Origin of the sequence: Salinarimonas sp. NSM, assembly GCF_052380005.1 — a bacterium.
In the GTDB taxonomy this organism is placed as follows: Bacteria; Pseudomonadota; Alphaproteobacteria; order Rhizobiales; family Beijerinckiaceae; genus Salinarimonas.
The window spans coordinates 1-25,796 of the sequence record NZ_JBQTCJ010000066.1 but is presented as its reverse complement, the minus strand read 5'-3'; the positions used below and the strand labels follow the sequence as shown (position 1 = coordinate 25,796).

Annotated in this window: 18 protein-coding genes; 12 read left to right on the top strand and 6 right to left on the bottom strand. The window is 72.6% G+C overall.

The features are described 5' to 3' along the window. Positions 1-616: 616 nt before the first annotated feature. The 5 genes from ACTZWW_RS19350 to ACTZWW_RS19330 all read left to right on the top strand — a co-directional run bounded on the left by ACTZWW_RS19350 (position 617) and on the right by ACTZWW_RS19330 (position 8,921). Positions 617-3,343 carry a hypothetical protein gene (locus ACTZWW_RS19350; protein WP_444782603.1) on the top strand — a complete coding sequence of 909 codons (2,727 nt, stop codon included), beginning with the start codon at positions 617-619 and terminating at the stop codon, positions 3,341-3,343. Positions 3,344-3,446: 103 nt separating this feature from the next. Continuing rightward, positions 3,447-4,916, top strand: coding sequence for a LutB/LldF family L-lactate oxidation iron-sulfur protein (locus ACTZWW_RS19345; RefSeq protein WP_444782602.1), 1,470 nt, complete (start codon positions 3,447-3,449; stop codon positions 4,914-4,916). A gap of 10 nt (positions 4,917-4,926) precedes the next feature. After that, on the top strand, positions 4,927-5,622 hold the full coding sequence (locus ACTZWW_RS19340) for a LutC/YkgG family protein (RefSeq protein ID WP_444782601.1): 696 nt from the start codon (positions 4,927-4,929) through the stop codon (positions 5,620-5,622). Positions 5,623-5,734: 112 nt separating this feature from the next. Then, positions 5,735-6,304, top strand: coding sequence for a PilZ domain-containing protein (locus ACTZWW_RS19335; protein WP_444782600.1), 570 nt, complete (start codon positions 5,735-5,737; stop codon positions 6,302-6,304). Positions 6,305-6,512: 208 nt separating this feature from the next. Further along, complete coding sequence (locus tag ACTZWW_RS19330; protein ID WP_444782599.1) at positions 6,513-8,921, top strand: mechanosensitive ion channel domain-containing protein; 2,409 nt, start codon at positions 6,513-6,515, stop codon at positions 8,919-8,921. Here the strand turns inward: ACTZWW_RS19330 and ACTZWW_RS19325 are convergent. Further along, entirely contained in the window at positions 8,884-11,613 is a 2,730-nt protein-coding gene (locus tag ACTZWW_RS19325) for an ATP-binding protein (RefSeq protein ID WP_444782604.1), read from the bottom strand. The two genes, ACTZWW_RS19330 and ACTZWW_RS19325, sit on opposite strands and share 38 nt — an antisense overlap. 191 nt (positions 11,614-11,804) lie before the next feature. On the opposite strand from ACTZWW_RS19325, the gene ACTZWW_RS19320 reads away from it, so the two are divergent. From ACTZWW_RS19320 to ACTZWW_RS19310, 3 genes are all read left to right on the top strand, one after another. Next, on the top strand, positions 11,805-12,986 hold the full coding sequence (locus tag ACTZWW_RS19320; protein WP_444782598.1) for an ATP-binding response regulator: 1,182 nt from the start codon (positions 11,805-11,807) through the stop codon (positions 12,984-12,986). After that, complete coding sequence (locus ACTZWW_RS19315; protein WP_444782597.1) at positions 12,983-14,251, top strand: pilus assembly protein TadG-related protein; 1,269 nt, start codon at positions 12,983-12,985, stop codon at positions 14,249-14,251. The genes ACTZWW_RS19320 and ACTZWW_RS19315 overlap by 4 nt, the downstream gene beginning before the upstream one ends. Positions 14,252-14,455: 204 nt before the next feature. After that, complete coding sequence (locus tag ACTZWW_RS19310) at positions 14,456-14,809, top strand: response regulator (protein ID WP_444782596.1); 354 nt, start codon at positions 14,456-14,458, stop codon at positions 14,807-14,809. A gap of 34 nt (positions 14,810-14,843) precedes the next feature. Here the strand turns inward: ACTZWW_RS19310 and ACTZWW_RS19305 are convergent, their stop codons facing one another. Then, a complete protein-coding gene (locus ACTZWW_RS19305) occupies positions 14,844-15,563 on the bottom strand; it encodes a DUF4142 domain-containing protein (RefSeq protein WP_444782595.1) in 720 nt (239 codons plus the stop codon). Positions 15,564-15,671: 108 nt separating this feature from the next. Continuing rightward, the gene (locus ACTZWW_RS19300; protein WP_444782594.1) at positions 15,672-16,607 is read right to left on the bottom strand and encodes a dihydrodipicolinate synthase family protein; all 936 of its coding nucleotides are present in this window, start codon (positions 16,605-16,607) and stop codon (positions 15,672-15,674) included. A 211-nt stretch (positions 16,608-16,818) separates the two neighbouring features. On the opposite strand from ACTZWW_RS19300, the gene ACTZWW_RS19295 reads away from it, so the two are divergent. Further along, positions 16,819-17,685, top strand: a complete 867-nt coding sequence (locus ACTZWW_RS19295) for a D-amino-acid transaminase (protein ID WP_444782593.1) — start codon at positions 16,819-16,821, stop codon at positions 17,683-17,685. A 127-nt stretch (positions 17,686-17,812) separates the two neighbouring features. On the opposite strand, the gene ACTZWW_RS19290 is transcribed toward ACTZWW_RS19295, so the two are convergent. Then, positions 17,813-18,484 carry an outer membrane protein gene (locus ACTZWW_RS19290; RefSeq protein WP_444782592.1) on the bottom strand — a complete coding sequence of 224 codons (672 nt, stop codon included), beginning with the start codon at positions 18,482-18,484 and terminating at the stop codon, positions 17,813-17,815. A 295-nt stretch (positions 18,485-18,779) separates the two neighbouring features. Here ACTZWW_RS19290 and ACTZWW_RS19285 point away from each other — a divergent pair, with 295 nt between their 5' ends. Then, on the top strand, positions 18,780-19,304 hold the full coding sequence (locus ACTZWW_RS19285) for a tyrosine phosphatase family protein (RefSeq protein WP_444782591.1): 525 nt from the start codon (positions 18,780-18,782) through the stop codon (positions 19,302-19,304). A gap of 9 nt (positions 19,305-19,313) precedes the next feature. On the opposite strand, the gene ACTZWW_RS19280 is transcribed toward ACTZWW_RS19285, so the two are convergent. Together ACTZWW_RS19280 and ACTZWW_RS19275 are read right to left on the bottom strand one after the other, a co-directional pair. Then, a complete protein-coding gene (locus ACTZWW_RS19280; RefSeq protein WP_444782590.1) occupies positions 19,314-20,930 on the bottom strand; it encodes a hypothetical protein in 1,617 nt (538 codons plus the stop codon). After that, positions 20,927-23,146 (bottom strand): transglycosylase domain-containing protein, encoded by a 2,220-nt coding sequence (locus ACTZWW_RS19275; protein WP_444782589.1) that lies wholly within the window; start codon positions 23,144-23,146, stop codon positions 20,927-20,929. Before ACTZWW_RS19275 ends, ACTZWW_RS19280 begins: the two co-directional genes overlap by 4 nt. A gap of 361 nt (positions 23,147-23,507) precedes the next feature. Between ACTZWW_RS19275 and ACTZWW_RS19270 the strand changes: the two genes are divergently transcribed. Then, positions 23,508-24,533 (top strand): NAD-dependent epimerase/dehydratase family protein, encoded by a 1,026-nt coding sequence (locus tag ACTZWW_RS19270; protein ID WP_444782588.1) that lies wholly within the window; start codon positions 23,508-23,510, stop codon positions 24,531-24,533. A 69-nt stretch (positions 24,534-24,602) separates the two neighbouring features. Beyond that, positions 24,603-25,796: DUF2339 domain-containing protein (locus tag ACTZWW_RS19265; RefSeq protein ID WP_444782587.1), on the top strand; the 1,194-nt coding region annotated here is incomplete at its 3' end.

Sequence of the window (25,796 nt, the reverse complement as noted above, 5' to 3'; positions counted from 1 at the left end):
CTGATCTGTCAACCATTCATCCGGTCAGATCTGTCAACCCTTTATCCGCTGGACAACGTCGGCGGGCTGCATCCACGGCGCTCTTCCGCCGACGACGCGAGCGCCGCTCCCCCCCCCTGAGGCGGGGACGGCCCGCGCCAACGGGCCAGAGACCGGGTCTCGGAGCGCGCGGGATCGGGCCGCCAGCCACCGCGCGAGAGGCCGCCGTCACGTGCTGCCAGCGTGCCGCCGTGCTCGCTGCGGTCAAGGGCTTCGCCCTCCTCCGCTGCGCTTCGGCCGCTGCGCGGTGACCTCCGCTGCGCGCGTCGGCGCGTGCGGAAGCACGACGGCTCCAGGGGGATGACGGGTCCCCGACCCACCAGGGGGATGGGACTCTGAGGGAAGAAGCGCTGCGGCGGTCCGAACCGCACCCCCCTCGTCGCCCGACCCGGCGAGCGCCGCTCCCGCCCCCTCGGGCCACGTGTGCGGTGCGCTTCGATCCTCGGCTTGGAATGGGAGAGGGGCCGAGCGGCGCTCCCACGCGAATGCGCGATGCTGCAGCGTCCCACAGCCTGTAGTATCCTCGCCGCGTCCGCCAATCCGGATTGCAGCACGACACAGCGCCAGAGCCGGGCCGATGCGACGATCGACGTTCCCCCGCCGGACCCTTCCGGTCTTCGTCCGCGCCGCGATCATCGCGCTGCTCGCGGGTGCCGTCGCCGGAGCGGCCTACTTTCTCGACGTCGTCCCGGGTGTCGTCGCCGCCGTCGTCGCGGCGCTGACGCCCGCGTTCCACGTCGTCCGCGACTACCTCGGGCTCACGACGCCTCTCGAAATGGCCGCGCATTTCGGCGTCGCCGTCTTCGCATGGGCGGCGGTCGTTCTGTCGACTCCGTTCGGTCGCGCTATCGTCGACCGCGTCTGGCCCGTCCGGCCGCCCATCCTGAAGCCGGTGCGATGGCGCCCCGACGTCCCGCCCGACCACCCGGAGCATCCGCGTCCGCTGGTCGGGCGCGACGCGGAGCTGTCCGCGCTCAAGCGCTTCGCCGGCTCCGCATCGGGAGACGGGCCGCGGTGGACCGAGCTCGTCGGCGTCATGGGCGTGGGCAAGACGAAGCTCGCCATGGAGTGGCTGTCCTATCTCGAGAGCAAGGGATGGGACGCCGGCCTGCTCGACGGCGACGTGCGCGCGATCGCGCGGACGCGCCTGCGCCAAAAGACCGCGATCGTGATCGACGAGGCGACGCGCGATCCCGATCTCGCCGCGAAGCTGAACGCCCTGCTCGCGACGACGGGGCAGGTCCGCGTCCTCCTCGTCGATCAGCTCTCGCTCGATCTCGAAGTCTCGCGGGACGCCGCCCGCGACGAGCGCATCCGCGATGCCTTCCACCCCGGGGCGAGGCTGACGCCGCTCGGCGAGGGCGAGCTGCACCGGATCGCCCCCGAACGCACGCCGAACGAGGTGGCGGCGGCCGAGGGACGACCGCTCCTGGTCCTGCTCGGACCCGATCCTCGGCGCACCATCAGCGTGCGAGCGGGCGAGCGCGTGGCCGCCGCTTCGGCCGAGGACCTGCGCTACCTGGCCTTCGCGGCGCTCGCGGGCCCCCTCCCGCTCGCCGAGGCGCGCCGGCACGGCGCCATCCCGCGCCTCGCCGTGCGCGCGCGGCTGCACGAGGGCGTCCCGGATCAGGACCTGAAGCGGCGCATGCCGGCGATCGCGCCCGAGCCGCTGGCGAACGAGGTACTGCTGCGCTGGGCGCGCGAGTGCGACGAGGACGACTGGCGCTCGCTTCTCGCGGCAGCAGTGGCGGCGAACGCCGCCGGCGTAGAGGCCCGCCTGCGGCAGCTCTGGCTTGGTTTCGCCCGTCGCCCCGAAGACGGCGCCCTTTGTGAGGCGATGCAGGCCGCCTTCGACGCATGCGCGCCGGAGCGGGCGCAGGCCGCGCATCAGCGGGCCGAGCGCATATTGGCACGTTTGGTCCAAGACGGAGTGCTGTCGGCCGAAACTGATCGCGCTGTCGCCGAGTTGTCCGCGCTGGCGAACGGACGACCAGCCGACCGAACGCTGCAGGCATTATTCGCTGGGGGCGCGGTCACAGCGATCCTCCACTGTGGTCAAGCGCAGGAGTTCGCCAAGCTGGAGCGGTGGGGGGAGCAACTGGTCGACCTCGTCGACAATTCCCGCTGGGTTGACGACGCCGCGATCCAGCTCCGTGGCGCGATGGGCGCGGTCAACGCCATTTACCACTTTGGTATGGCCCAGGACTTCACTGGGGTGGAGCGGTGGGGGGCACGGCTCGTCGGCCTTGCCAACAATCCGCGATGGGTGGACGACGCCGCGATCCAGCTCCATGGCGCGATGGGAGCGGTCAACGCCATGTCCCAGTATGGTAACACCAAGGACTTCGCCGGGCTGGAGCGATGGGGGGAACAGCTGGTCGGCTTGGTCGACGATCCGCGCTGGGTTGACGACGCCGTGATCCAACTCCGTGGCGCTATGGCCGCGGTCAACGCCATTTTCCACTATGGTAACGCCCGGGACTTCGCCGGGCTGGAGCGGTGGGGTGCACGGCTCGCCGAACTCGCCGACGATCCGCGCTGGGTTGACGACGCTGTGATCCAGCTCGAGCGTGCGAAAGGCGCGGTGAACGCCATGTCCCAGTATGGTGACGCCAAGGACTTCGCCGGGCTTGAGCGATGGGGTGCACGACTCGTCGCCCTCGCCGAGCATCCGCGCTGGGCGGACGACGCTACTTTACAACTTCTCTGCGCGACGGGCGCGTTTAACTCTATTGTCGATTATGGTCGCGCGCAGGACTTCGCCGGGCTGGAGCGGTGGGGTGCACGGCTCGTCGCTCTCGCCGAGAATGCGCGTTGGGTGAACGACGCAGCGATCCAGTTCGAGCGCGCGAAAGGCGCGGGCAACGCAATGATCTACTATGGTCAAGCGCAGGACTTCGCCGGGTTGGAGCGGTGGGGGGAACAACTGATCGTCCTCACCGACGATCCGCGCTGGGTTGACGACGCCGCAATGCAGCTCGCGCGCGCGAAAGGCGCGGGCCACGCCATCGGTCACCATGGCGCGGCGCGGGACTTCATCGGGCTGGAGCGATGGGGAAGCCGGCTCGTCGCGCTCGTGGACGATCCGCGCTGGGCGGAAGACGCCGCGGTCCAGCTTAACGGCGCGATTGGCGCGGCCAACGCCATCAATCATGTCGACGGACCCGGCCTCGCCCGATGGCGCGCCCAGCTCCGCAGGATCGCTTTGCGCATGCCGCACGTGCTCGAAATTCAGGAGCTCGCCGGGCGGCACACTCTCGCCTTCGCCCAATCCGGCGCCAGCGACAGCCGCGAGATCGCGTGACGCAGCCCCCCGCGACCCCACGCCCCCCGCCACCCCCTCGCCATCCCCCCGTTCCCCCGCTACAACTCCCTCCACCACCCGCCCGCCCCGGGAGCCCGCCCGCATGTCCCACCCGTCCACCTCCCCCCAATTCAAGGACAACGCCCACGCGGCGCTGCACGATGTCCAGCTGCAGCGGGCGCTCTCGAACGTGCGGGTGGGGTTCATCGAGAAGCGGGCGAAGGCGGCGGGGAAGCTGCCGGAGTTCGAGGCGCTGCGGGATTCCGCGCGCGACATCAAGGATCACGTGCTCGCCCATCTCGACCTCTACCTCGAGGCCTACGTCGCCAAGGTGGAGGCGTCGGGCGGGGTGGTGCACTTCGCGCGGGACGCGGCGGAGGCGCGGGCCATCGTCACCGACATCTGCCGGGAGAAGGGCGCGCGCACCGTCACCAAGGGCAAGTCGATGATCTCCGAGGAGATCGGGCTCAACGACCACCTCGCCGCGGCGGGCATCGAGCCGGTGGAGACGGATCTCGGCGAGTACATCATCCAGCTGCGCCACGAGACGCCCTCGCACATCATCGCGCCCGCCGTGCACGTCAACGCCTCGCAGGTCGAGGAGGACTTCCGCCGCGCCCACACCCATCTCGACGCGAAGCGCGACCTCTCCGAGCCGGTGAACCTGCTGACCGAGGCGCGCGGCGTGCTGCGCGAGCGCTTCCTCGCCGCCGACGTCGGCATCACCGGGGCGAACTTCCTCGTGGCCGAGACCGGCACCTCGATCATCGTGACCAACGAGGGCAACGGCGACCTCACCCAGATCCTGCCGAAGACCCACGTCGTGCTCGCCTCGATCGAGAAGCTGGTGCCCACGCTCGAGGACGCCGCCCAGCTCCTGCGCGTGCTGGCCCGCTCCGCCACCGGCCAGGAGCTGTCCGTCTACACCACCTTCACCACCGGCCCCCGCCGCCCCGAGGACCTCGACGGGCCGGAGAGCTACCACGTCGTGCTGATCGACAACGGCCGCTCGTCCATGCTGGGTACCGAGTTCGAGGACATGCTGCGCTGTATTCGATGCGGCGCTTGCATGAACCACTGCCCGGTCTACCACGCCGTCGGCGGCCATGCCTACGGCTGGGTCTATCCCGGACCGATGGGTGCCGTGCTGACACCGTCGCTCATCGGCGTCGACAAGGGCGGGCATCTTCCGAATGCCTCGACGTTCTGCGGGCGCTGCGAGAGCGTCTGCCCCGTGCGCATTCCGCTGCCGAAGCTGATGCGGCACTGGCGCGAGCGCGAGTTCGAGCGCCATCTCTCGCCCGCCACCGTCCGCTCCGGCATCGCGGCGTGGGCCTTCTTCGCCAGGCGCCCGGCGCTATACCGGCTGGCCACGCGGTTGGGCATGAACCTCCTCGCCTTCGTGGCGCGCAAGAAGGGCGGGGCCAAGGGCCGCTTCGCCCGGCTGCCCTTCGCCGGAGGCTGGACGGAGCATCGCGACTTCCCCGCTCCCCAGGGCGGCACCTTCCAGGAGCGCTTCGCCCGCGAGCGGGCGGGCAAGGCGGCACGGCCCGCCGTGAAGACCGCGGCGTGAGGAGAACGCCATGAGCACCGCCCGCGACGAGATCTTCGCCTCCATCCGCCGCTCGCTCGGCGTCACCGGGCGCGAGCGCCCGCGCCGCTCGATCGTCGAGGAGCGCATCGCCCGCGCGCCCGCCGGCGTCGTCCCCGCCCGGGGAGCGGTGACCGGACGCGCGCGCATCGAGCTGTTCATCGCCCAGGCCGAGGCGGCGCTCGCCACCGTGAGCGAGGTCGACGCGCCCGACGCGGTTCCCGCCGCGATCGCGCAGTGGCTGCGCGCCCACAACCTCGCCGCCACGCTGCGCATGGGCGCCGACCCGCGGCTCTCGGCGATGCCGTGGGGCGAGACGCCGCTCGCGATCGACGCGGGTCCGAGCGACGGGAGCGACCTCAACGCGGTGAGCCACGCCGAGGCCGGCGTCGCCGAGACCGGCACCTGCGCCCTCGTCTCGGGGCCGCAGAATCCCTCGACGCTCAACTTCCTGCCGGACAACCACGTGATCGTGGTGGATGCCGCCGACATCGTGGGCGACTACGAGAGCCTCTGGGGGCGCCTGCGCGAGCGCTTCGGCAAGGGCGTGCTGCCGCGCACGGTGAACTGGGTCACCGGCCCCTCGCGCTCCGCCGACATCGAGCAGACCATGTTCCTCGGCGCCCACGGCCCACGCCGCCTGCACATCGTCGTCGTCGGCGGCAGGGAGAGCACGGCGGCGTCCTGAGCCGGCGCCGCGCGTCGGGACCCGACGCGATCGCAAGCCGCGCGCAAGCGTCGGCGCGCACCGTACGTCGGCAGGGTGCTGATCGTCCGCGCCCGCCGGCGAGGGCGCCCCGATGCGGCTCGATCAGGCCTATTCCCTCTTCCACGTCGACCGCCGCCGCGGCGAGCGGCTCGCGCTGGCGCTGCCGTGCCGAATCGTGCTCGGCGACGGCACGGCGTTCGCGGGCGAGACGCGCTGCGTCTCCCCGGACGGCGCCGTGCTCGCGACCGCCGCTCCCGTCCTCGAAGGCGAGATCCTGACGCTGGCGATGGCCGAGATCGGCGTCGCCCGGGGGCGGGTGGTGCGGTTCGTCGAGGACGGCGTCGCCGTCGCGTTCGAGCGGGAGGGGCGCGAGGGACGGACGGCAGCCCTGGTCTGGCTCGAGGAGCGGCTCGAGGGACGACGCACGGAGCTGCGCGCGCATCCCCGCGGCCTGCCGCCGCCCGCCACCGCGACGCTCACCGTCATCGACGAGCCGCCGGAGATCGCCCCCGTGGCGGTCGCGGATCTCTCCTTCGGAGGCGCCCGGCTGGCCTCGCCGCTGCGGCCGGGCCTCGGCGCGCCGGTGCGCCTGGGCGGCCTGCCGGCGCGGGTCGTGCGGCACACGCCGGACGGCTTCGCGATCGTGTTCACGGGTCCGTGATCGCCCTCACGACGCGGCAGGAGTCCTTGAGGGGACGGGCGAAATTTCGGCGGCGGCGCCGGGCCGGCGGGCGGGCCGTCGGGCACCCGACCGGTGGGCGGTTTCCCCCCGGGGCGATTTCCCTATAGTGCGGCGCGTGGCGCCGGGATTCGGCGGCACATCCGCCCCGCGCGGCACTCTTCCCCCGTCCGAAGCCCTCCCCTGGATCATGCGCCAGCACTCGTCGCTCATCGTCTTCATTCGCTCGCATACGCGCCTGGCGACCATCGCCCTCGTGATCTCGCTGGCGCTCGCCATCGTGGTGCTGCTCGGCGCTGCCGCGCGGGCGCAGGTCCCCGGTCTCGCCATCCCCGGCATCGCGGCGCAGGAGGAGGCGCCGGCGGACGAGGCGCCGGCCGGCGAGCCGACGGACGCGGCTCTGTCCCCGGAGATCGAGGCGCTCCGCGCAGTCCTCGCCGATGACGCGGCGCGGGCGCGCCTGCTCGAGGCACTCGCCGCCACCACACCGGCCGGGGACGCCGTCGCGGCCGCCGCTGCGGCGCAGGAGGAGGCGCCACTGCCCTTCGCGACGCTGATCGCGGAGCAGACCCGCGCCGTCGCCGAGCAGGTCGCCGGCTTCTTCGCCGTTACCGGGCGCGCGCTCGACACCGTCAGCGCCCTGTGGCGCGACGTCGATGCAGGGGACGTCGAGCGGCTCGGGCGGATCGTCACCGGGCTCGGCCTCGTCATTGCCGTGACGGTCGGCAGCTACCTCCTGCTGCGCTGGTTCGCGAGCCGGCTGGGCGACCGCTTCGCCCGCCATCGGCAGACGGGCAACGTCATCGGGCGCATCGTGCTGTCGGTCGCGACCTTCCTCGTCGAGGCGCTGGCGCTCGCCGCCGCGTGGGCCATCGGCACGTTCGTCGCGGTGAACTGGGGCCCGACGGGGATGAACGCGCTGAACCAGCAGCTCTTCCTCAACGCCTTCGTCATGGCCGAGGTGATCAAGCTCGGCGTGCGCGCGGTGCTGCGGCCGAACCGGGGAAGCCTGCGCATCGTGCAGGCGATCTCGGACACGGCCGCCGCATACTGGTACTTCTGGATCGGCCGCATCACCTCGATCGTGGCCTACGCCTTCCTCTTCGTCGCGCCGATCGCCTCCTGGAGCGTCTCCTTCGCGGCGGGCCAGGCGATCCGCACGCTCGCGATCCTCGCCGCGTGCCTCGTCGGCGTGCTCGTGACGCTGCAGAACCGCGATGCCGTGCGCCGCATCATGCTGCGCCGGGCCGTCAACGGCCAGAACGACGCCACCGCGCGCTTCATGGCGGCGCTGGCGCGGGTCTGGCACGTGCTCGCGATCGTCTATTTCGTCGCCCTGTTCTTCATCTGGACGACGCGCCCGCGAGAGGCGCTGACCTACATGCTCTCGGCGACGGTCGAGAGCGCGATCGCCATCGCCGTGGGGGTGGGCATCGCGATGCTGCTGTCGCGCTTCATGACGGGGGGCATCCGCCTGTCGCCCGACGTGAAGCAGCGTCTTCCGCTGCTCGAGTCGCGTCTCAACGCCTTCGTGCCCAAGATTCTGCATGTGATCCGGCTCGTCGTGCTCGTCGGCATCCTCGTTGCGGTGGCGCAGGCGTGGGAGCTGTTCGACTTCCTCTCCTGGGCCTCCACGGGCGTGGGGCTCGCGGTGACGACGTCGCTGATCTCGGCCTTCCTGCTCGTGCTCGTGGGGATCGCTCTCTACATCCTCGTCTCGTCCTGGGTCGAGTACCGCCTCAACCCGGACTACGGCACGCCGCCCACGGCCCGCGAGCGCACGCTCTTGGCGCTCTTCCGCAACGCCTTCACGGTGACGCTCGTCGTCGTCATCGCGATCATGGTTCTGGCCGAGCTCGGCGTGAACGTCGGGCCGCTGCTGGCGGGAGCCGGCGTCGTCGGCCTCGCGGTCGGCTTCGGCGCGCAGAAGCTCGTGCAGGACGTCATCACCGGCGTGTTCATCCAGCTGGAGAACGCCATGAACGAGGGTGACGTCGTTTCGGCGGGCGGCATCTCCGGCGTGGTCGAGCGGCTGACCATCCGCTCGGTGTCGATCCGGGACCTGCAGGGCACCTACCACGTGGTGCCGTTCTCGAGCGTCGACAGCGTCTCCAACATGATGCGCCACTTCGCCTACTACGTCGCCGACATCGGCGTCGCCTATCGCGAGAACGTCGCCGAGGTGAAGCAGGCCATGCAGGACGCCTTCGACCTGCTGACGCGCTCGGAGGATCACGGCGCGAACATCCTCGGCCCGTTCGAGCTCATGGGGGTGGAGGCGCTGGCGGACTCCGCGGTCGTCGTCCGCGGGCGGATCAAGACCGCTCCCGGCAAGCAATGGGGCACGGGGCGTGCCTACCTGGAGGTGGTGAAGCAGGTCTTCGACGAGCGCGGGATCGAGATCCCGTTCCCGCACCTCACGCTCTACGCCGGCGAAGGCAAGACCGGGACGGCGCCGCCGCTCCACATCCTGGCCGAACGTGCGACGACGAGCGCCGCGCCCGCCGCCGCGCACCAGGTCGCGACGGCGGACGAGGCCGTCGAGAGCATCGCCGGCAACGTCACGTCCGCGCCCGAGGAGACCGGCGCGAAGGCTTGAGGGCGGTTCGGCCGACGGCCGCGGCGTCGACCTCCGGCTCCTCCTCGCCGAGGCCCGCGCGCAGGGCCGCGATCGTCTCGGCGAGGAGCGGGGCGAGCGTGCCGAGCGCGGTCGCGTCGGGGAGCGTGCCGGGATCGCGCGCCGCCGCCTCGATCGCGGCGAGGCGCGCGGCGAGCGCCGCGGCGCCGACGTTGAGGCTCATCGACTTCAGCGCGTGTGCCGCGCTCGCGACCTGCGCCGGCTCGGCACCCTCGGCGACCGCCGCGACGAGCTGCGCCAGCGCCGGTGGGGCGTGCTCCAGGTAGAGGCCGAGGATGCGCCGCAGGAAGCCGGCGCCGGTGGTCTGCGCCATCTCCGCGATGCCGGCGACGACCTCCTCGTCGAGGAGCGCCTCGGGATCGGACGTGGCCTCCCCGGCCGGAGCGCCGGCGACCTCCACCGGCGCGGTCCCGGCGATCGCGGATCCTGAAGCGGGTAGATGCGCCCCGAGCACCTGCGCCAGGGCGGCGAGGGTGAAGGGCTTGTGCAGCACGCCGTCCATGCCGGCCTCGCGCCAGGCCTCCGCGCCCGCCCCTACCACGTGGGCCGTGAGCGCAACGATCGGCGTGCGGGCGGTGCCGCTGCCCGCCTCGTGGGCGCGGGTGAGGCGGGTCGCCTCGAAGCCGTCGAGCTCGGGCATGGAGCCGTCCATCAGCACGAGGTCGATGCCACCGGCCGTGATCGCATCGAGCGCCTCACGCCCGTTGGTCACCGTGCGCGCGGCGATCCCGAGCCGCGAGAGCGCCTCGCAGGCCACCTCGCGGTTGACCGCGCTGTCGTCGGCGACGAGGACCCGGGCTCCGGGGAAGCACGGGAGGGCCGCGGCGGCGCCGTCGCGGGCGGCTTCCTCCCGTGGGAATGCGCCGCCGTCGACGAGACGGGCGAGGGCGAGCGTCCACTCGCTCGGCGCCAGCGGCCGGCGCAGCAGCGCATCCGCGAGGCCCCGCGCGCGGGCCTCCTCGCCGGCGCGCTCCCCGATCGGCGACAGCGCGAGCACCCGCCGCGCGCCTGGGGGCCGGCCCGTCCGCAGCAGCGCGTCCGCATCGACGATCCAGTCGGCGTCCGGTCCGGCCGTGTCCGGCTCCGTGGTGTCCGGCTCTCGGAGGTCGAACCCCGCCGCGGCGAGGCCGAGCGACAGCGCGGTGCGGGTCGCCGCGCCCGCCGCGGCGACGATCGCGACGCGCGACGCGTCGAGCCGCGGCGCCGCCGGCGCGCCGTCCTCCATGGCGATGCAGGGCAGCTCCACGACGAAGCAGGAGCCCTCTCCCAGCACGCTCTCGACCCTGATCTCGCCCCCCATCGCGGCGACGAGGCGCTGGACGATGGACAGGCCGAGCCCGGTGCCGCCGAAGCGCCGGGTGGTCGACTGGTCGGCCTGGGAGAAGGCGGAGAAGATCGTCGCGCGCTTCTCCTCGGGTATGCCGATGCCCGTGTCCTCCACGTGGATCGTCACCCGCCCGTCCGCGGCGGCGACCCGCACCAGCACGTGGCCCGTCTCGGTGAACTTCAGGGCGTTGTTGACGAGGTTGGCGATGACCTGCGTCAACCGCACCGGATCCCCGACGATCCGCGGCAGCGCCGGGTCGACCGCGGCGGCGAGGTCGAGCCCCTTGCCGGCGGCGCGCTCGCCGAACAGGGTTACCACCGTCTCCACCGCCTCGCCCAGATCCACGGGTGCCGCCTCGAGCTCGAGCTTGCCGGCCTCCACCTTGGCGAAGTCGAGGATGTCGTTGATGATCGCGAGCAGCGACTGGCCGGAGCGGGCGATCACCTCCGCGTAGCGCCGCTGGCGCTCGGGCAGATCGCCGGCGGCGAGCAGCTCGGCCATGACGAGCATGCCGTTCATGGGCGTGCGGATCTCGTGGCTCATCGTGGCGAGGAAGTCGGACTTGGCGCTGCTCGCCCGCTCTGCGGCGTCCTTGGCGGTGGCGAGATCGCGGGTGCGTTCCTCCACCTCGCTCTCCAGGCGCTCGCGGTGCTGCGCGAGGCGCGCGTCGCGCCGGCGGATCTCGCCGAGCATGGCGTTGAAGCCGAGCGCGAGCTGGCCGATCTCGTCGTCGCTCTCGACGGGGCAGGCCTCGTCGTAGTCGTGCGCCTCGCGCACCCGCTGCATCGTCGCCGACAGGGTCAGGAGCGGACGGGTGATCGCCCGCTGGAGCCGCCAGGCGATGGCGAGGCCGATCGCGCTCGCCACCACCGCCGCACCGAGCCCGAAGGCGAGCACGACGAGGAGACGCCCCCAGAGGTCGCCGGTCTCGGACGTCAGCTCGAGCCGTCCGACCTCGACGCCGCGGTGGCGGACCGGGACGCCGACGACGGCGGTGCGCGAGGACAGCACGGCCGTCACCGAGAGCGGCGTCCCGTCGTCGAGGACGAGATCGCCGACGAGGCGCACGCCCGAGCCGATCTCCTCGAGGACGGCCCCGGTGCGATCTGTAACCGTCACGTGCGTGATGTCGGGTAGGCGACTGATGGCGCGGACCGCCTCGAAGATCGAGTCGCGGTCGTGCGCTGCGACGGCCTCAGCGCTCGCCGCAGCGAAGGCGTGGGCGACGGCGAGCAGGCGTTCGCGCTTCTGCTCGCCGTAGCGCTCGACCTCGAGCCAAAGGCTCGCCGCGGAGCCGAGGGTGAGTGCGATCAGCACGGAGATCACGACCAAACGGCCAAGCTTTCCGACGACTGATCTTCTGGGTTGCAAGTGACCACTCCCGCGTCCGAGCGTCTACACGCTGGTCTCTGCGCGCGACTATGGCGGCGAATGAGTAAGTGCGGGCTTAACTAACCGATTTAATCCGCCATTCAGGGATTGCGCCTAAAGGTCATCGTCCAGGAAGGGCGGAACCGATGCTTCTCGGCAAGACAAACGCGGGTTTTCTCTACGTGTTCGACAGCCCGACGCGCCTCCTCGTGGTGGACGACGACCCGATCATGCGTGAGATCGCGGTCGGGCATCTCGACCATCCGGGCGGTGAGGTCGTGACGGCCGGCGACGGCGAGGAGGCGCTCGCGATCCTGCGGCGGGACGCCCGGTTCGATATCGTTCTGTGCGACCTCGAGATGCCCCGGATGAACGGCTTCGGGCTTCTCGCGGAAATGCGGCGCGATCCTAGGATGCGGAATCTCCCCGTCGTCGTGATCACGAGCCGCGACGACATGTTCGCGATCGACCGTGCCTACGAGGTCGGCGCCACCTCGTTCGCCGCCAAGCCCGTCAACTGGCGGCTCCTCGGCTACCAGCTGCGCTATGTCCTGCGCGCGGCTCGGATGGAGGCGACCACCCGCGAGGCGCGGGCGCGGGCGGAGGAGGCGGATCGTCTCAAGGAGAGCCTGCTCGCCCTCCTCCAGCACGAGACCCGCACGCCGCTCAACGCGATCATCGGCTATTCCGAGCTGCTCCAGGCCGCGCTCGACCCCGACTCCGACCCGCGCGCCTATCTCGACGGCGTCATCGCCGCGGCGCGCGGCCTCAACGATACGCTCCAGCGCGTCTTCACCTTCGCGCAGATGTCGGCGGGCACCGTCGCCGTCGTGCCCGAGCACCTGCTCGCGGCCGACCTCGTGGAGGACGGGGTCCACCGTCGGCGCCGTGCAGCGGAGGCCGTCGGCGTGGCGCTGCAGGCGGATGCCGATCCCGCCCTCGCCGTCGAGGTGGATCCGCACCTCCTCGCCAAGGCGCTCGACGAGCTGGTCGCCAACGCGCTTGCGCACGCGCCCCGCGGCGGGCGGGTGCGGCTGACGGCGCATGCGGAGGGCGACGACGTCGTGCTCGGCGTCGCCGACGACGGACCCGGGCTCGACCCGGAGACCCTCGCTCGCTGCACGCAGCCCTTCCTGCAGGCGGAGAACGCCCTCGTCCGCCGCGCCGGCGGGCTCGGCCTGGGCCTGCCGACGGCGCGGCGCATCGCCGAGCTCAGCGGCGGGCGGCTCGTCCTCGACTCGGCCCCCGGCCGGGGGCTCGCCGCACGCATCGTCCTGCCGGTCGCTCGTCTCGACGCGGCCGGCCTGCCCAGGGAGGCCGCCGAATGATGGGCGAATGGGTGTCGAGCCGCTTCGCGGTGCTGCGTCGGCGGCTCGCCGACGAGGCCGGCAGCGTGGTGGTCGTCTTCAGCCTCGCGGTCGTGCCGCTTCTCGGCGCGGCCGGTCTCGCCGTGGACGCGACGAGCTGGTACGGCGCGCGCACCTCGTTGCAGGCGGCGGCGGACACCGCGGCGATCGCCGCCGCGCGCGAGATGCGGCTCGCCAACACGCCCGCCGACCAGCTCGAGGCCGGCGCCGAGACGGCGGCGCGCGCCGCGATCGCCGCCCGCGGCTTCGATCCCGACGCGGCGCTGGTGGACGCCGCAATCGATTCCCGGGGCCACTCGGTGCGCATCGACATCGCCGTCCCGCTCACGCGCGTCTTCAGCCGCGTCGTCACCGATGCCTTCGCGCAGGTCGCCGTCAGCGCGACCGCCCAGCTCAGCGGCAGCGCGCCGGTCTGCGTCGTGACGCTCGATGCGACGGGCGCGAAGGCGCTGCACCTCGAGAAGCGGGCGGCGATGGATGCGCAGCGCTGCGGCGTGTTCACGAACTCGACGCACATGCAGGCCCTGCGCATCGACGACGACGCGAAGCTGAACGCCGCGCTGATCTGCTCCGCGGGCGGTCATTTCGGGCGCGGCACGGCCTTCGTGCCCACCCCGCGCACGGAGTGCCCGCCGATTCCCGACCCGCTGGCCGGGCGCGCGGCGCCGCCGGTCGGCGCCTGCGACTACCAGAACCTCGACATCCGTTCCGACACCTACCTGCTCCCGGGCGTCTATTGCGGCGGCATCCGCATCAGCCAGGGGGCGCGGGTCAACCTCGGCTCGGGCCTCTACGTCATAAAGGATGGTGAGCTGCGCGTGGACGACGGTGCCCTCGACGGCCGCTACACGAGCTTCTACTTCACCGGCAAGAACGCCGCGATCGATTTCCGCAAGCGATCGCACATCGACCTGAGCGCCATGCGCGACGGTGCGCTGGCCGGCATCCTGTTCTTCCAGGACCGCGCCGCGGAGGAGGGGCGCGACTTCAAGATCACGAGCGACGACGCCCGCACGCTGCTCGGTACGATCTACCTGCCCCGTGGCGACCTCCTCGTGGACGCGGACCGCGCGGTCGCCGACGAATCCGCCTACACGGTGATCGTCGCGCGGCGGCTGGAGCTCTCCGCGGGCCCGGTGCTCAAGCTCAACACCGACTACAACGCCACCGACATTCCCGTTCCGGAGGGGGTCGGCCCGACGGGAGACGTCATCCTGTCCCAATAGCGTGGCTTATCGTCGTCGTCGTGCGGGAATGATCCGCAGAGCTCGGCGATGCCTGCAGTAAGAAATGGTTAACCACGATCGCTCGACTTCGCCTAAAGATCGAACGATCGGGAACTGCGATCCGCGCGCTCGGTTGAGCCGACACGACGGTTCCATGGAGAGGCGTTCCGCCGTAGGGGACGAGAGCGGGACGAGGTGAGTGACGTGAGCGTGCGTATCCTGATCTGCGAAGACAACCCGCTGATCGCACTGGACCTTCAGGCGATCGTCGAGAACAACGGGCACGAGGTCGTCGGCGTGTGCGACAGCGCGGCGGCGGCGAGCCGCATGCTGGCGACGCAGGTCGACGTCGCACGGGTCGAGTTCGCGCTGCTCGACATCGATCTCACCGACGGCAAGAGCTTCGGCATCGCCCAGGCGCTCGGCGAGCGCGGCGTTCCCTTCGCCTTCGTCTCGGCCGCGCGCCCGAGCGACCTGCCGGAGAGCCTGCGCAGCGCCCGCTTCGTCGCCAAGCCCTATCGCGAGGACGCGATCCTCGCCGCGCTGCCGCGACACTGAAGCGGGCGGCGGAGGGCGGTCGGCGCGGGCCGCGTCAGCCGTCGGCGATGAACTCGGCGACGAGCTCCTGGCGGATCGTGACCGCCTGGTAGAGGGAGGCCTCGAGCATGGGCAGGATGCGCCGGGCGAGCTCGCGCACCGCCTCGTCCGAGCCGAAGCGCCGGTAGAAGCTCGTCAACCCGACGGCCTCCCGGTGGGCTTCGATCATCGCGTCGACGTAGATCTCCTCGAAATCGATCGCGCGCGTCGCCGCTGCGAGCGCGTCCATGGCCGCGACATCGGCGGGCAGCGCCATCGGTGCCACCTCCACGTCCTCGGGAAGCGTTTCCGCCACGATGCCGCGACCGGCCTCGTGCGCCGCGAGGATGTCGCGGGCGACGTCGGTCGTGCGTCGGCGCGGGTCGCGCGCGAGCACGCGTTCGGAGGCCGACACGGCGAGCGCGTCGAGCGCGGCGAGGCGGCCGAGATAGGTCGGCGCGTCGAGGTCCTCGAGCGTGCGCCAGTCGAGCTGCGTCTGCGGGGCGATGCGCGCCGCCGCGTCCTTCGGCGTGAACGGCGCGGCCTCCGGGGTGCGGGCGTCGCCCGAATCGATCGCGTCCTGCGCGGCCGGTTGCTGCGCGAATTCCCGGGACGTTTCCTGAGCCGGCTCCTGGGCGAGCGCCGGCGCGGCGAGGACGGCCGGCAGCGCGACGGCGGCGGCGCGCGCGAGCGCGAGAGGCGATGTCGAGGCGTGTCGCGACGCGGAGTGTCTCAACGCGGATCTCCCGAGTGTCTGCGCCCGGGCAACGGGCCCGCGACGGCGCCGGTTCCGCGCCCGCCCTGCGGCGCGCCCGCACGCGAGCGGGCTCGCCGCGCGTGCCGATCACGCCGGGCGCAGGTCGCCGGCGCGGGGATCGTGCCGCGCGAGGCGAGCGAGCAGGTAGTCGACTTCCGCCTTCGCCTTCGCCGAAACGCCGCCGCCGGGCTTGCGCAGAGTCGCGTTCGCGATGACGCCGCGGCGCATCAGCACGTACTTGCGCACGGCGAGTCCCGCGCCGGGCTGCTGCTCGTACCGCAGGTAGGGCAGGTGGGCGTCGAAGAGATCGTGCGCCGCCTCGCGCTCGCCGGCCGCCGACAGGCGCACCACGTCCGCCAGCATGTCCGGGAAGGCGTAGCCCGTCATGGCGCCGTCGGCGCCGCGCGCCATCTCGAAGTCGAGGAACATGCCGCCGTTGCCGCACAGGATGGAGATCCGGCGCATCGACCCGTCCTGCTCGAAGCCCCGCAGCGTGGAGATCTTGTCGAGGCCAGGCCAGTCCTCGTGCTTGAGCATCACCGCGCCGGGATTGTCCGCGACGATCCGGCGGATGACGGCAGGCGTCATCACCACGCCGGTGGAGAGCGGGTAGTCCTGGATGACGAAGGGCACGTCCGTGCCGATCGCCTCGGCGGCGTTGGCGTAGTAGCCGACGATCTGGTCGTCGGTCTTCAGCGAGGCGGGCGGCGCGATCATGACGCCGGCGGCACCCTCGTCCATCACCGCCCGGGTCAGGCCGCGCATCGCCGCGAAGCCGGGCGCCGACACGCCGACGACGACGGGCACGCCCGCGCGCGCGATCACCCGCGCCGCGACGGCGAGCGCCTCCTCCGCGTCGAGCTTGGGCGCCTCCCCCATCATGCCGAGCACCGTGATCCCGGTGGCGCCCGCCCCGACGAAGAAGTCCGTCATCCGGTCGATCGAGGCCTCGTCGACGCGCCCGTCCTCGTGGAAGGGGGTCGGGGCGATGACGTAGACGCCTTTCGCGGACGCGTCGAGCATGGGGGAGAGCTCCTGCAAGAGGGGTTGAGTCGGCCGGAGCGAGGTCCGGCTCGCACGCATCGGCGCGTGAAGGACGGCGCGCACGCTAGGGCGAGGGGCGCAGGCGCGCAAGCGCGCCCACACCCATGCGCGTTTCGGCCCGCTTGCAGGAGGCGCCTCCGCCGTGGTGTGGTCGCGGCTTCACCGTACGATGAGAAAAGGCCCGGCTCCGATGTCCCGCACCGTCTTCCTGAACGGCGATTTCGTCCCTTACGAGGAGGCCCGCGTCCCGATCATGGACCGCGGCTTCCTGTTCGCGGACGGCATCTACGAGGTCGCCGCGATCGTCGACGGCAAGCTCGTGGATGCGCCCGCGCATCTCGCGCGGCTCGAACGCTCGCTGAGGGAGATCGAGATCGCGAACCCCTACTCCTCCCAGGAATGGATGCGGCTCATGGGGGAGCTCGCCCGGCGCAACGACCTCGCCGAGGGGCTCGTCTACGTCGAGGTCACCCGCGGCGTCGCCGAGCGCGACTTCGCCTTCCCCCCCGAGGGCACCGCGCCGACGGTCGTGATGTTCACCCAGGCCAAGCGCATCCTCGGAGCGCCGGCGGCGGAGACGGGCGTCGCGGTCGTCACGGTGCCGGACCTGCGCTGGAAGCGCCGCGACATCAAGTCGGTGGCGCTCCTCGCGCAGGTGCTCGCCAAGCAGGAAGCGGCCCGCGCCGGCGTCGCCGAGGCCTGGATGGTCGAGGACGGGATGGTGACGGAGGGGTCGTCCTCCTCCGCCTTCATCCTCACCGCCGACGACCGGCTCGTCACGCGGCCGCTGTCGAACGCCATCCTGCCGGGCATCACGCGCACCGCGGTGATGCATCTCGCCCGCGAGATGCAGCTCGTCGTCGAGGAGCGGCTGTTCAGCGTGGAGGAGGCGCATGCGGCGAAGGAGGCCTTCTACACCTCGGCTTCCGCCTTCGTGATGCCGATCGTGAAGATCGACGATCGGACGATCGGGACCGGCACGCCGGGTCCCGTCGCGCGGCGCCTGCGCGAGGTCTACATCGCGCTGGCACGGGACGGATCGCTCGCGAGCGGCTGAGCCGGCGCGTCAGGCCATCGAGCTCCCCATCGAGATCCGGGCCGCCACCCGAACGCGAACGCCCCGCCCTCCGGCAGGAGGGCGGGGCGTCGTGGTGTCTGCGCTCTCCCGTGCGGGAGAGGCGGGATCAGAACTTGTAGTTCAGGCCCGCGCGGACGGTGGAGAACTCGACGCCGGCCTTGCGCTGGACGTCGAGGTTGTAGGTCTCGTTGTCCAGGTCGGTGTAGAGGTACTCGACCTTGGCGGTCAGGTTGTTGGTGAAGGCGTGCTCCACGCCGCCGCCGAGCGTCCAGCCCCAATGGGTCTGGTCGTCGGAGAAGGTGGCGCCGCCGACCACCGCCGTCACGTCGGCGCCGCCGTAGGCGAAGCCGCCGGTGGCGAACACGAGCGTGCGGTCGAGCGCGACACCGGCGCGGGCGCGCACGGTGCCGAAGTAGTCGAGCTGGGCCTCGCTGACCGTGCCGGCGAGCGCCCCGGGGACGGCGGGGCCACCCTCGAAGTTCGTCCACTGCAGGTCGGTCTCGAGACCGGCGACGAACTGGCCGAACTGCGCATTGTAGCCGAGCTGGCCGCCGCCGATGAAGCCGTCACCCTCGTCGTAGAGCGCGCCACCGGTCGTGCCGGTGAAGTCGCCCCAGCCGTAGCCGAGGTTCACGCCGGCGTAGAAGCCGGACCAGGTGAAGGAGGGCGGCGCGGAGGGCACGAAGGGGGCCGGCTGCGTGCGGGACGGCAGGTCGGCCGCCACGGCGACGGCCGAGAACGCGACGAGCGCCGTGGAAGCGATGAGCAGGCGATACATGGTGTTTGGTCCTCTTGATGGGATGGCGGACACATAGCGCGGAGTCCCGTGGCGCGAAAGTCGCGCGGACCGGTTACCGAAGCATTGACGCAGCACGTTGTATTTCTGCAACTTAATCATCGGTTAAACATGCTTTCGACGTCTTGCCGGCGACTTCATGTCGAAAGAAAGGCAAATACGAATACGAAGGCTTCGGCAGGTCGCCATCTTAACCGCTCGTTCACCCTCCCGCTGGTTTCCCGACGCCGGATCCGCCCGTTGACAGCGGCGCGGGCCGCTGCGATGGCTCGCAGCCATGCCGTACCTGCAGGTCTGTCCTCTCTCCCGCCTCGACGAGACCGTCTGCACGACGCGCGCGTCGCATCTCGTCACGCTCGTCAGTGTCGGGACGCCGCTGACGCGCCCCGCCGCGATCGCCGCGGATCGCCATCTGACGCTCTTCATGAGCGACATCGTCGAGCCGATGGAGGGCCACGTGCTGCCCGGGGTCGCGCACGTCGAGCCCTTTCTCGAGTTCGTGCGCGACTGGGACCGCGCGGCCCCGCTGGTCATTCATTGCTGGGCGGGGATCAGCCGCTCGACGGCCAGCGCCTTCGTCGCCGCCTGCGCGCTCGCGCCGAACCGCGACGAGGCGACGATCGCGCGGGCGCTGCGGGCGGCCTCGCCGATGGCGACGCCCAACCGGCGGATCGTCGCCGTCGCCGACGACCTGCTCGGGCGGGGCGGACGCATGGTCGATGCCGTCGCGGCCATCGGTCGCGGGGCGGATGCCTACGAAGGCGTCCCGTTCACCCTGTCACTCGACCGGGACGCGCCGTAGCGCGCGGCTTCAGCGGCCGCAGCCGTCGAGGACGCCGGGCTCGGCCGTCCCGGCGGACGCGAGCAGCCCGGCCGCGGCGAGCGGGACCGGGGCGGCCGTCGGCGAGGCCGCGGCGAGCGAGCCCTGCTCCTCGAGCGTGCGCACCGCTCCCACGAGCGGTGCGGTGGTCAGCCGCGCGACAGCCTGCGGCAGGCCCGCGACCTCCGCGACGACGGACGCCGCGATATCCCCCGCGATCTCGGACATCGGCCGGCCGGCGAGCGTTCGCACCAGGTCGGCGAGGCCGTGGTCGACGACGGCCAGCGACATCGTCCGCGCCCGGGCGCGGGCGAGGTCGCGCGAGCCGAGCGCGGAGAGGTCCACGTCCTCTGCAACGTCGAGGTCCACCTCCGCCGTCGCATCGGCGAGCCCGGGTGCGGCGAGGCAGACGAGGCGCAGGCGCAGGCGCCCGGGGCGCAGCACCGCGTCGGCGGAGACGTCGAGGCCGAGATGCGGCCCGCCTTCCAGACCCGCGGCGTCGATTCCCTGCGCGGAGGCGGAGGCGGCGATGGTGCGGGCGGGCTCCTCGATCGGCGTGCCGGCGAGGAGCGCGACGGAGGCCCGCGCTCCGTCGAGATCGATGCGTGCGCGCGAGGCGGACGACCCGAGGTTGACGTAGATGCCGCCCTCCTCGGCGACGAACACCGCCGGCTCGGCCCCGGGGCGCCGGGCGCGGAAGAGCAGGTCCTCGAAGGCCAGCGAGAACAGCCGCGCCGCGCCGTCGGGCGCCTCGGCGAGACCCAGCGCGGATTGCGCCACTTGCGTCAGGCTGCGCGGCGAGCCCTCGAGCGCGAGGCTGCCGAGCGTGAACTCCGCGGCGCCGGCGAAGCGGGCGCTGCCCGAGAGGCCCTGCGCGGTGAAGCCGGCGATGTCGAGCGCCGGCGCGCCGGGCGCGTCCTCGCCCGCCTCGACGGCGCGCGCGACCAGGCCGTCGAGCACGAGGTGCTCGGCCGAGAAGCGCGAGGCGAAGCTGCCGCGCGCGGGCTCGTCGACGCTCCGGCGGACCTCGATGGCGACGTCCTCGATGACGACGTCGGCCGGCGCGGCTTCCTCCGGCAGGACCCCGGTGGCGGCGGCGCCCAGCGTCCGCAGCGCCTCGGCGGAGAGGACGACGAGATCGGCGCCGAGCGTGCCGGCGTCGTTCTCCAGGGTGAACCCCTCGAGCACGAGGTGCTCGCCCACGAGCGACGCGTTCGCAGCGGCGAGCCGTGTGCCGCGCCAGCCGATCGCGAGCGAGAGGCCTCCGGCGGTGACGTCTGGGACGAGGCGCCCGTCGTTCGCGCCGGCGGCGCCCGCGAGCGGGTGACCGTCCGGCAGGCGCACCGCGAGTGGCGCTCCGTCATAGGCGACGCTCGACCAGGTGGCCCGCTCGAGCACGGGATGGGCCTGCGAGAGGAAGCGGCCGAGCACGACCTCCGGTGCCTCCACCCGCTCGGGCGGGAGCACCTGCGGGAGGGGCTGCTCGGGGATCCGCGGGGCGACCGCCTGTGCGTCTGCGCCGTGCGGAGCGAGCCCCGCACCGAGCGCGAGCGCGAGCAGGGCCACGCCCGCGCGGCGCGCGGTGCGGGTCGACGACGAACCGATCATTGGGCCCAACCCGGCCTCCATTCATCCGCCGGCGCGGCGCCGGCATAGGGATCGCCGCGCTGGCCGTCGAAGCGGCCGGCCCACCAGCCGCCCCCGCTGCGGGGCTCCGGCTCCGGCTCCGGCTCGGGCTCGAGCCAGTAGGGCATCGCCTCCGCTGCGAACAGCGGCGCCTCGATCGTCGCCGTCGTGATGCCGGCGGCGCGGGCCTCGCGCAGGAAGGAGGCGGCGATGGGCGCGGCGAAGGAGCCGCCCGTCGCCCGCCGGCCGTTGATCGACGGCAGCGGGTCGTCGTCGTCGCGGCCGATCCAGACGGCGAAGGCGAGGTCGCCGGTGCGGCCGACGAACCAATTGTCGCGGTGCTCCTGCGAGGTGCCGGTCTTGCCGATCACGCCCTCCGGGCCGTTGGCGAAGGCGCCCGCCGCGGTGCCGCGCAGGACGACGCCGCGCATCATCCGCTCGAGATCCTCGAGGTGCTCGCGGCTGGCTATGTCGCTCGTGCGCGGATCGAGGGCCGCCATGCCGAGCGCCATGCGGTAGGGCGAGGTCTCGACCGCGCCGATCGAGGCGGAGGGAAAGAGCAGGCCGCGCTCGTCGGGTGGGTAGAGGCTCGCGGAGACGGCGACGCGGCGGACCTCCTCCATCCCGACATGCAGGGCGAGGCGGGCGGCGACCTGGTTGTAGCTGCGCTCCAGCGCCGTGAAGACCGGCGTGTAGCTGCCGCCGCCGCCATCGTAGTTGCCCGGGGACCAGACCTCGTTGCCCACCGTGACGGTGATCGGGCCGTTGAGCACCCAGTCCTCCGGCCGCACGCCGCCCTCGAGGGCGGCGAGCCAGACGAAGGGCTTGAAGGCGGACCCGGGCTGACGCAGGGCGCGGGTGCGATCGAAGCCGCTCGCCCAGCTGCGCGTGCCGCCGACCGAGGCGATCACCTCGTTGGTGCCGAGGTCGATGGCGACCAGCGCGCCCTGCACCCGCGGGCGGCCCTGCACCTCGCCGTTCGGCAGGAGCACGAAGACGTCGCCGAGCTGCGCGCCGCGGGGGAGCTCCGGCGCGGCGATGGCGGGCGCGGGCGCGTCCGCCGCGGTGGCGCCGGTCGTGTCGACCGGATCTCGCGGCTCGACGATCGGGCCGTCGCGGCCTGCGATCACGCGCAGGAAGCCGTCCGGCAGGCGCGCGACGACGCGATCCGCTGCGAGCCACAACGCCTCCGGGCTCTCGGCGGCGCGGTCGATCACGCGCTCGGGGACGCGGCCGAGCGCAGCGTCGGGCAGGCGGCGGTTCACCGGCTCGAGCACCGCATCGAGCGCGCGCTGCGCCATCGCCTGGGCGTCGGCGTCGATCGTGGTCGGGAACGCCCGGTCGGCGGCCTGGTCGAGGTAGGATCCCGTGCCGAGGAAGCGGCGCGCCTCGGAGAGCGCCCAGTAGTTCGGGTCGTTGGGCGCGGCGCCGGCGCGCGGCGGCGGCGGGGGCGGGGCGACGGCGATGTCTGCGGCCTGCGCCGCATCGCGCGCGGCGGCGTCGATGAAGCCGACCTCGGCCATGCGCGAGAGCACGTGGTCACGCCTGGCCTTCGCGCGCTCGGCGCTGCGCAGCGGGTCGAGTCCCGACGGGGCGCGCAGCACGCCGGCGAGGAAGGCGTGCTCCGGCAGCGTCAGGGCGTCCCAGTCGCGGCCGAACCAGTTGCGCGCGGCGTTGGCCGCACCGTCCGACCGCCGTCCGAAATAGACCGCGTTGGCGTAGCTCTCGATGATCTCGTCCTTGGAGGCGACGCTCTCGGTCATCACTGCGACGATCGCCTCGGCCACCTTGCGCTCGAGCGTCGCCGAATCGCCGACGAGCGCGTTCTTGGCGAGCTGCTGCGTCAGGGTCGACCCGCCGCCGGCGTCCGATCGCCCGACGAGCGCGCCGATCACGGCGCGGCCGAGGCCGGCGGGGTCGAGCCCCATGTGCCGCTCGAAGCTCGCGTCCTCGACGGCGACGAGCGCCTCGACGAACTGCCCCGGCAGGTCCTCGTAGCGCATGGTCGCGCGGTCGACGCCGAGCCGCCCGGCGATCTCGCCGTCGCGGTACGCGATCTCGATCGAGCGGGAGGCGCCCGCGGCCTCCGTCCCGTGCAGCGCGAGCACGGGCTTGGCGTCCACGACGCCGACCGGCCCCGCGACGATGGGGGCGCCGAGGGCGACGAGCGCGGCGAGGGCGGTGAACGCGTCGGACATGATTCGGCGTGTCTCCAGGACTTCTCTTGCTGTCGGCGCTTCGCCCGAACGCGTACTCGCGAGCCGCTGCTCGTCTCATTTGCACCCTAACATTCCTTACGTCCAGGTTGACGCTCGGCGAATGCGAGGCACCGCATCGCTTTCGCCCCTCTGTGTGGAAAACTTGTGACGCAGGGCAGCGCATCCGGCATGCCGGGCGATATCGCCGCAGGCGACGCTCGGGTGCGGCGCGCGTGGCGACGTTTCCCGTGAAACACGACGGGCGGAAGGCTCCGGGTCGGCTCCGACTCGCGGCGGACGTCCGCGCCGTTGCCCGGCGGGGCCGCTCGGGCTATCGAGCCGGGCGAAGGAGCGCATCCCCATGGTTCACGTGCCGCGCAAGGCTCTCGTCACCGGCACCGCCGGCTTCATCGGCTTCCACGTCGCGCAGCGCCTGCTCGCGGACGGATGGCTCGTCACCGGCGTCGACGGGATGACGCCCTACTACGACGTCTCCCTGAAGCAGGCGCGCCATGCCCGCCTGCGCCGCTCGAACGCTTTCGATGCGCACGAGATCATGCTCGAGGACGACTCGGCGCTCCAGGCCGCCTTCGACGCGGCGAAGCCCGACGTCGTCGTGCACCTCGCCGCCCAGGCCGGCGTGCGCTACTCTCTCGAGAACCCGCGCGCCTACGTCGACGCGAACCTGGTGGGCACCTTCAACGTCATGGAGGGCGTACGCCGGCACGCGCCGGCGCACTTCCTGCTCGCCTCGACGAGCTCCGCCTACGGTGCGAACACGGACATGCCGTTCGGCGAGACCGACCGCGCCGACCATCCGCTGACGCTCTACGCCGCCACCAAGAAGGCGACGGAGACGATGGCGCATTCCTACGCGCACCTGTGGAAGCTGCCGACGACGGCGTTCCGCTTCTTCACGGTCTACGGCCCCTGGGGGCGGCCGGACATGGCGCTGTTCAAGTTCGTGCGCGCGACCCTCGCCGGCGAGCCGATCGAGGTCTATGGCGAGGGGCGGATGCAGCGCGACTTCACCTACATCGACGACCTCGTCGAGGCGATCGTGCGCCTGATCGACGTGGCCCCGGTGGAGGGCGCGCCGGTCGCGCCCTTCGACTCGCTCTCCCCGGCGGCGCCGTGGCGGGTGGTGAACATCGGCGGCGGCCAGCCGGTGGGGCTGATGCCCTTCATCGAGACGATCGAGGCGGCGCTGGGCATGCCTGCGAAGAAGACGATGCTGCCGATGCAGAAGGGCGACGTCGCCGCCACCTTCGCCCGCGCGGAGCTGCTCCGCGCGCTCACCGGCTACGTTCCCGCGACGCCGGTCGAGGAGGGCGTTCGGCGGTTCGTCGAGTGGTACCGCGCGTACCACGGCACGCCCGCGACCTGATGGCGCAGGCGGACGAGTTGCGCTAAGCGTTGCAGCGGCTCGGATCGAGCCGTTCCCAGGGGCTCGGCCGTGGACGACGAAATCTTCTTCCTCCTCCTCGGCCTCGCGGTCCTGTCGCTGCCGGTCCTGGCGATCGCCGCCTTCGTGATGGCCTACAATGCCCGCCAGCGTGTGCGCGGGCTCGAGAGCCGGCTCGTCGCCGCCGAGCGCGCGCTCGGCGCGCTGCGCGCCGCTCCGTCCGCGCCTCCGGCCGCCTCCGGCGAGTCGGCGCCGAGGACGGAGGACGTATCGAAGGAGATCCGCGAGGACGAGATCCGGGACGAGACTCCGCCCCCCGCGGAGCCGGAGCAGCCTTCGGAGCCCGTCCCCGAGCCGGCGCCGCTGCCGGAGATACCGCCGCCGCCGTCTCCCGCAATGCCGCCGCCGCGGCCCGGCCTCGAGGAGCGGTTCGGCACCCGCTGGGCGGTGTGGATCGGCGGAATCGCGCTGGCGCTCGGCGGCATCTTCCTCGTGCGCGCCTCGATCGAGGCGGGCCTGCTCGGGCCCGGCGCCCGGATCGTGCTCGGGGCGCTGTTCGCGGCGGCCCTGATCGCCGGGGGCGAGGTGCTGCGGCGGCGCACGGCGCCGCTGCCCGCCTTCGGCAGCGCCTACGCGCCCGGCGCGCTCACGGCGGCGGGGGCGACGACGGCCTTCGCCGTGGTCTACGCCGCCTTCGCGCTCTACGGCTTCATAGGCCCCGCCCTCGCCTTCGCGCTCCTCGCCGCCGTCGCGCTCGCCACCATGCTCGCTGCCGCCCTGCACGGCCCGGCGCTCGCCGCGATCGGCCTCGTCGGCGCCTTCGCCGCCCCGCTGCTCGTCGAGAGCGACACGCCGAGCCTCTGGCCGCTGCCGCCCTACCTCGCCTTCGTCGCCATCGCGGCCTACGGCGTCGCGCGGCTGCGGCGCTGGCGCTGGCTGGCGCTCTCGGCGGCCGTCGGTGCGGCGCTTTGGGCGCTGGTGCTGACGCTCCTCGCCTTCGGCGACCACGCGCCCGGCCTCGTCCACATCGCCCTCCAGACGGCGCTCGCCGCCGGCGCCTTCGTCGTGCTGCCTTACGGCCGCGATCGTGCGCCGCGGCCCGCCCTGGACGTCGTCGCGACCGTGGTGCTGGCCGGGTTCGCCGCGCTCGCGCTGCTGGCGCTCGACAGCGGCGACGTCGGCCCCGCCGCGCGCGTCGCCTTCTCCGGCGCCGTCGCCGCCGTGCTGACGGCGACCGCCCTGCGC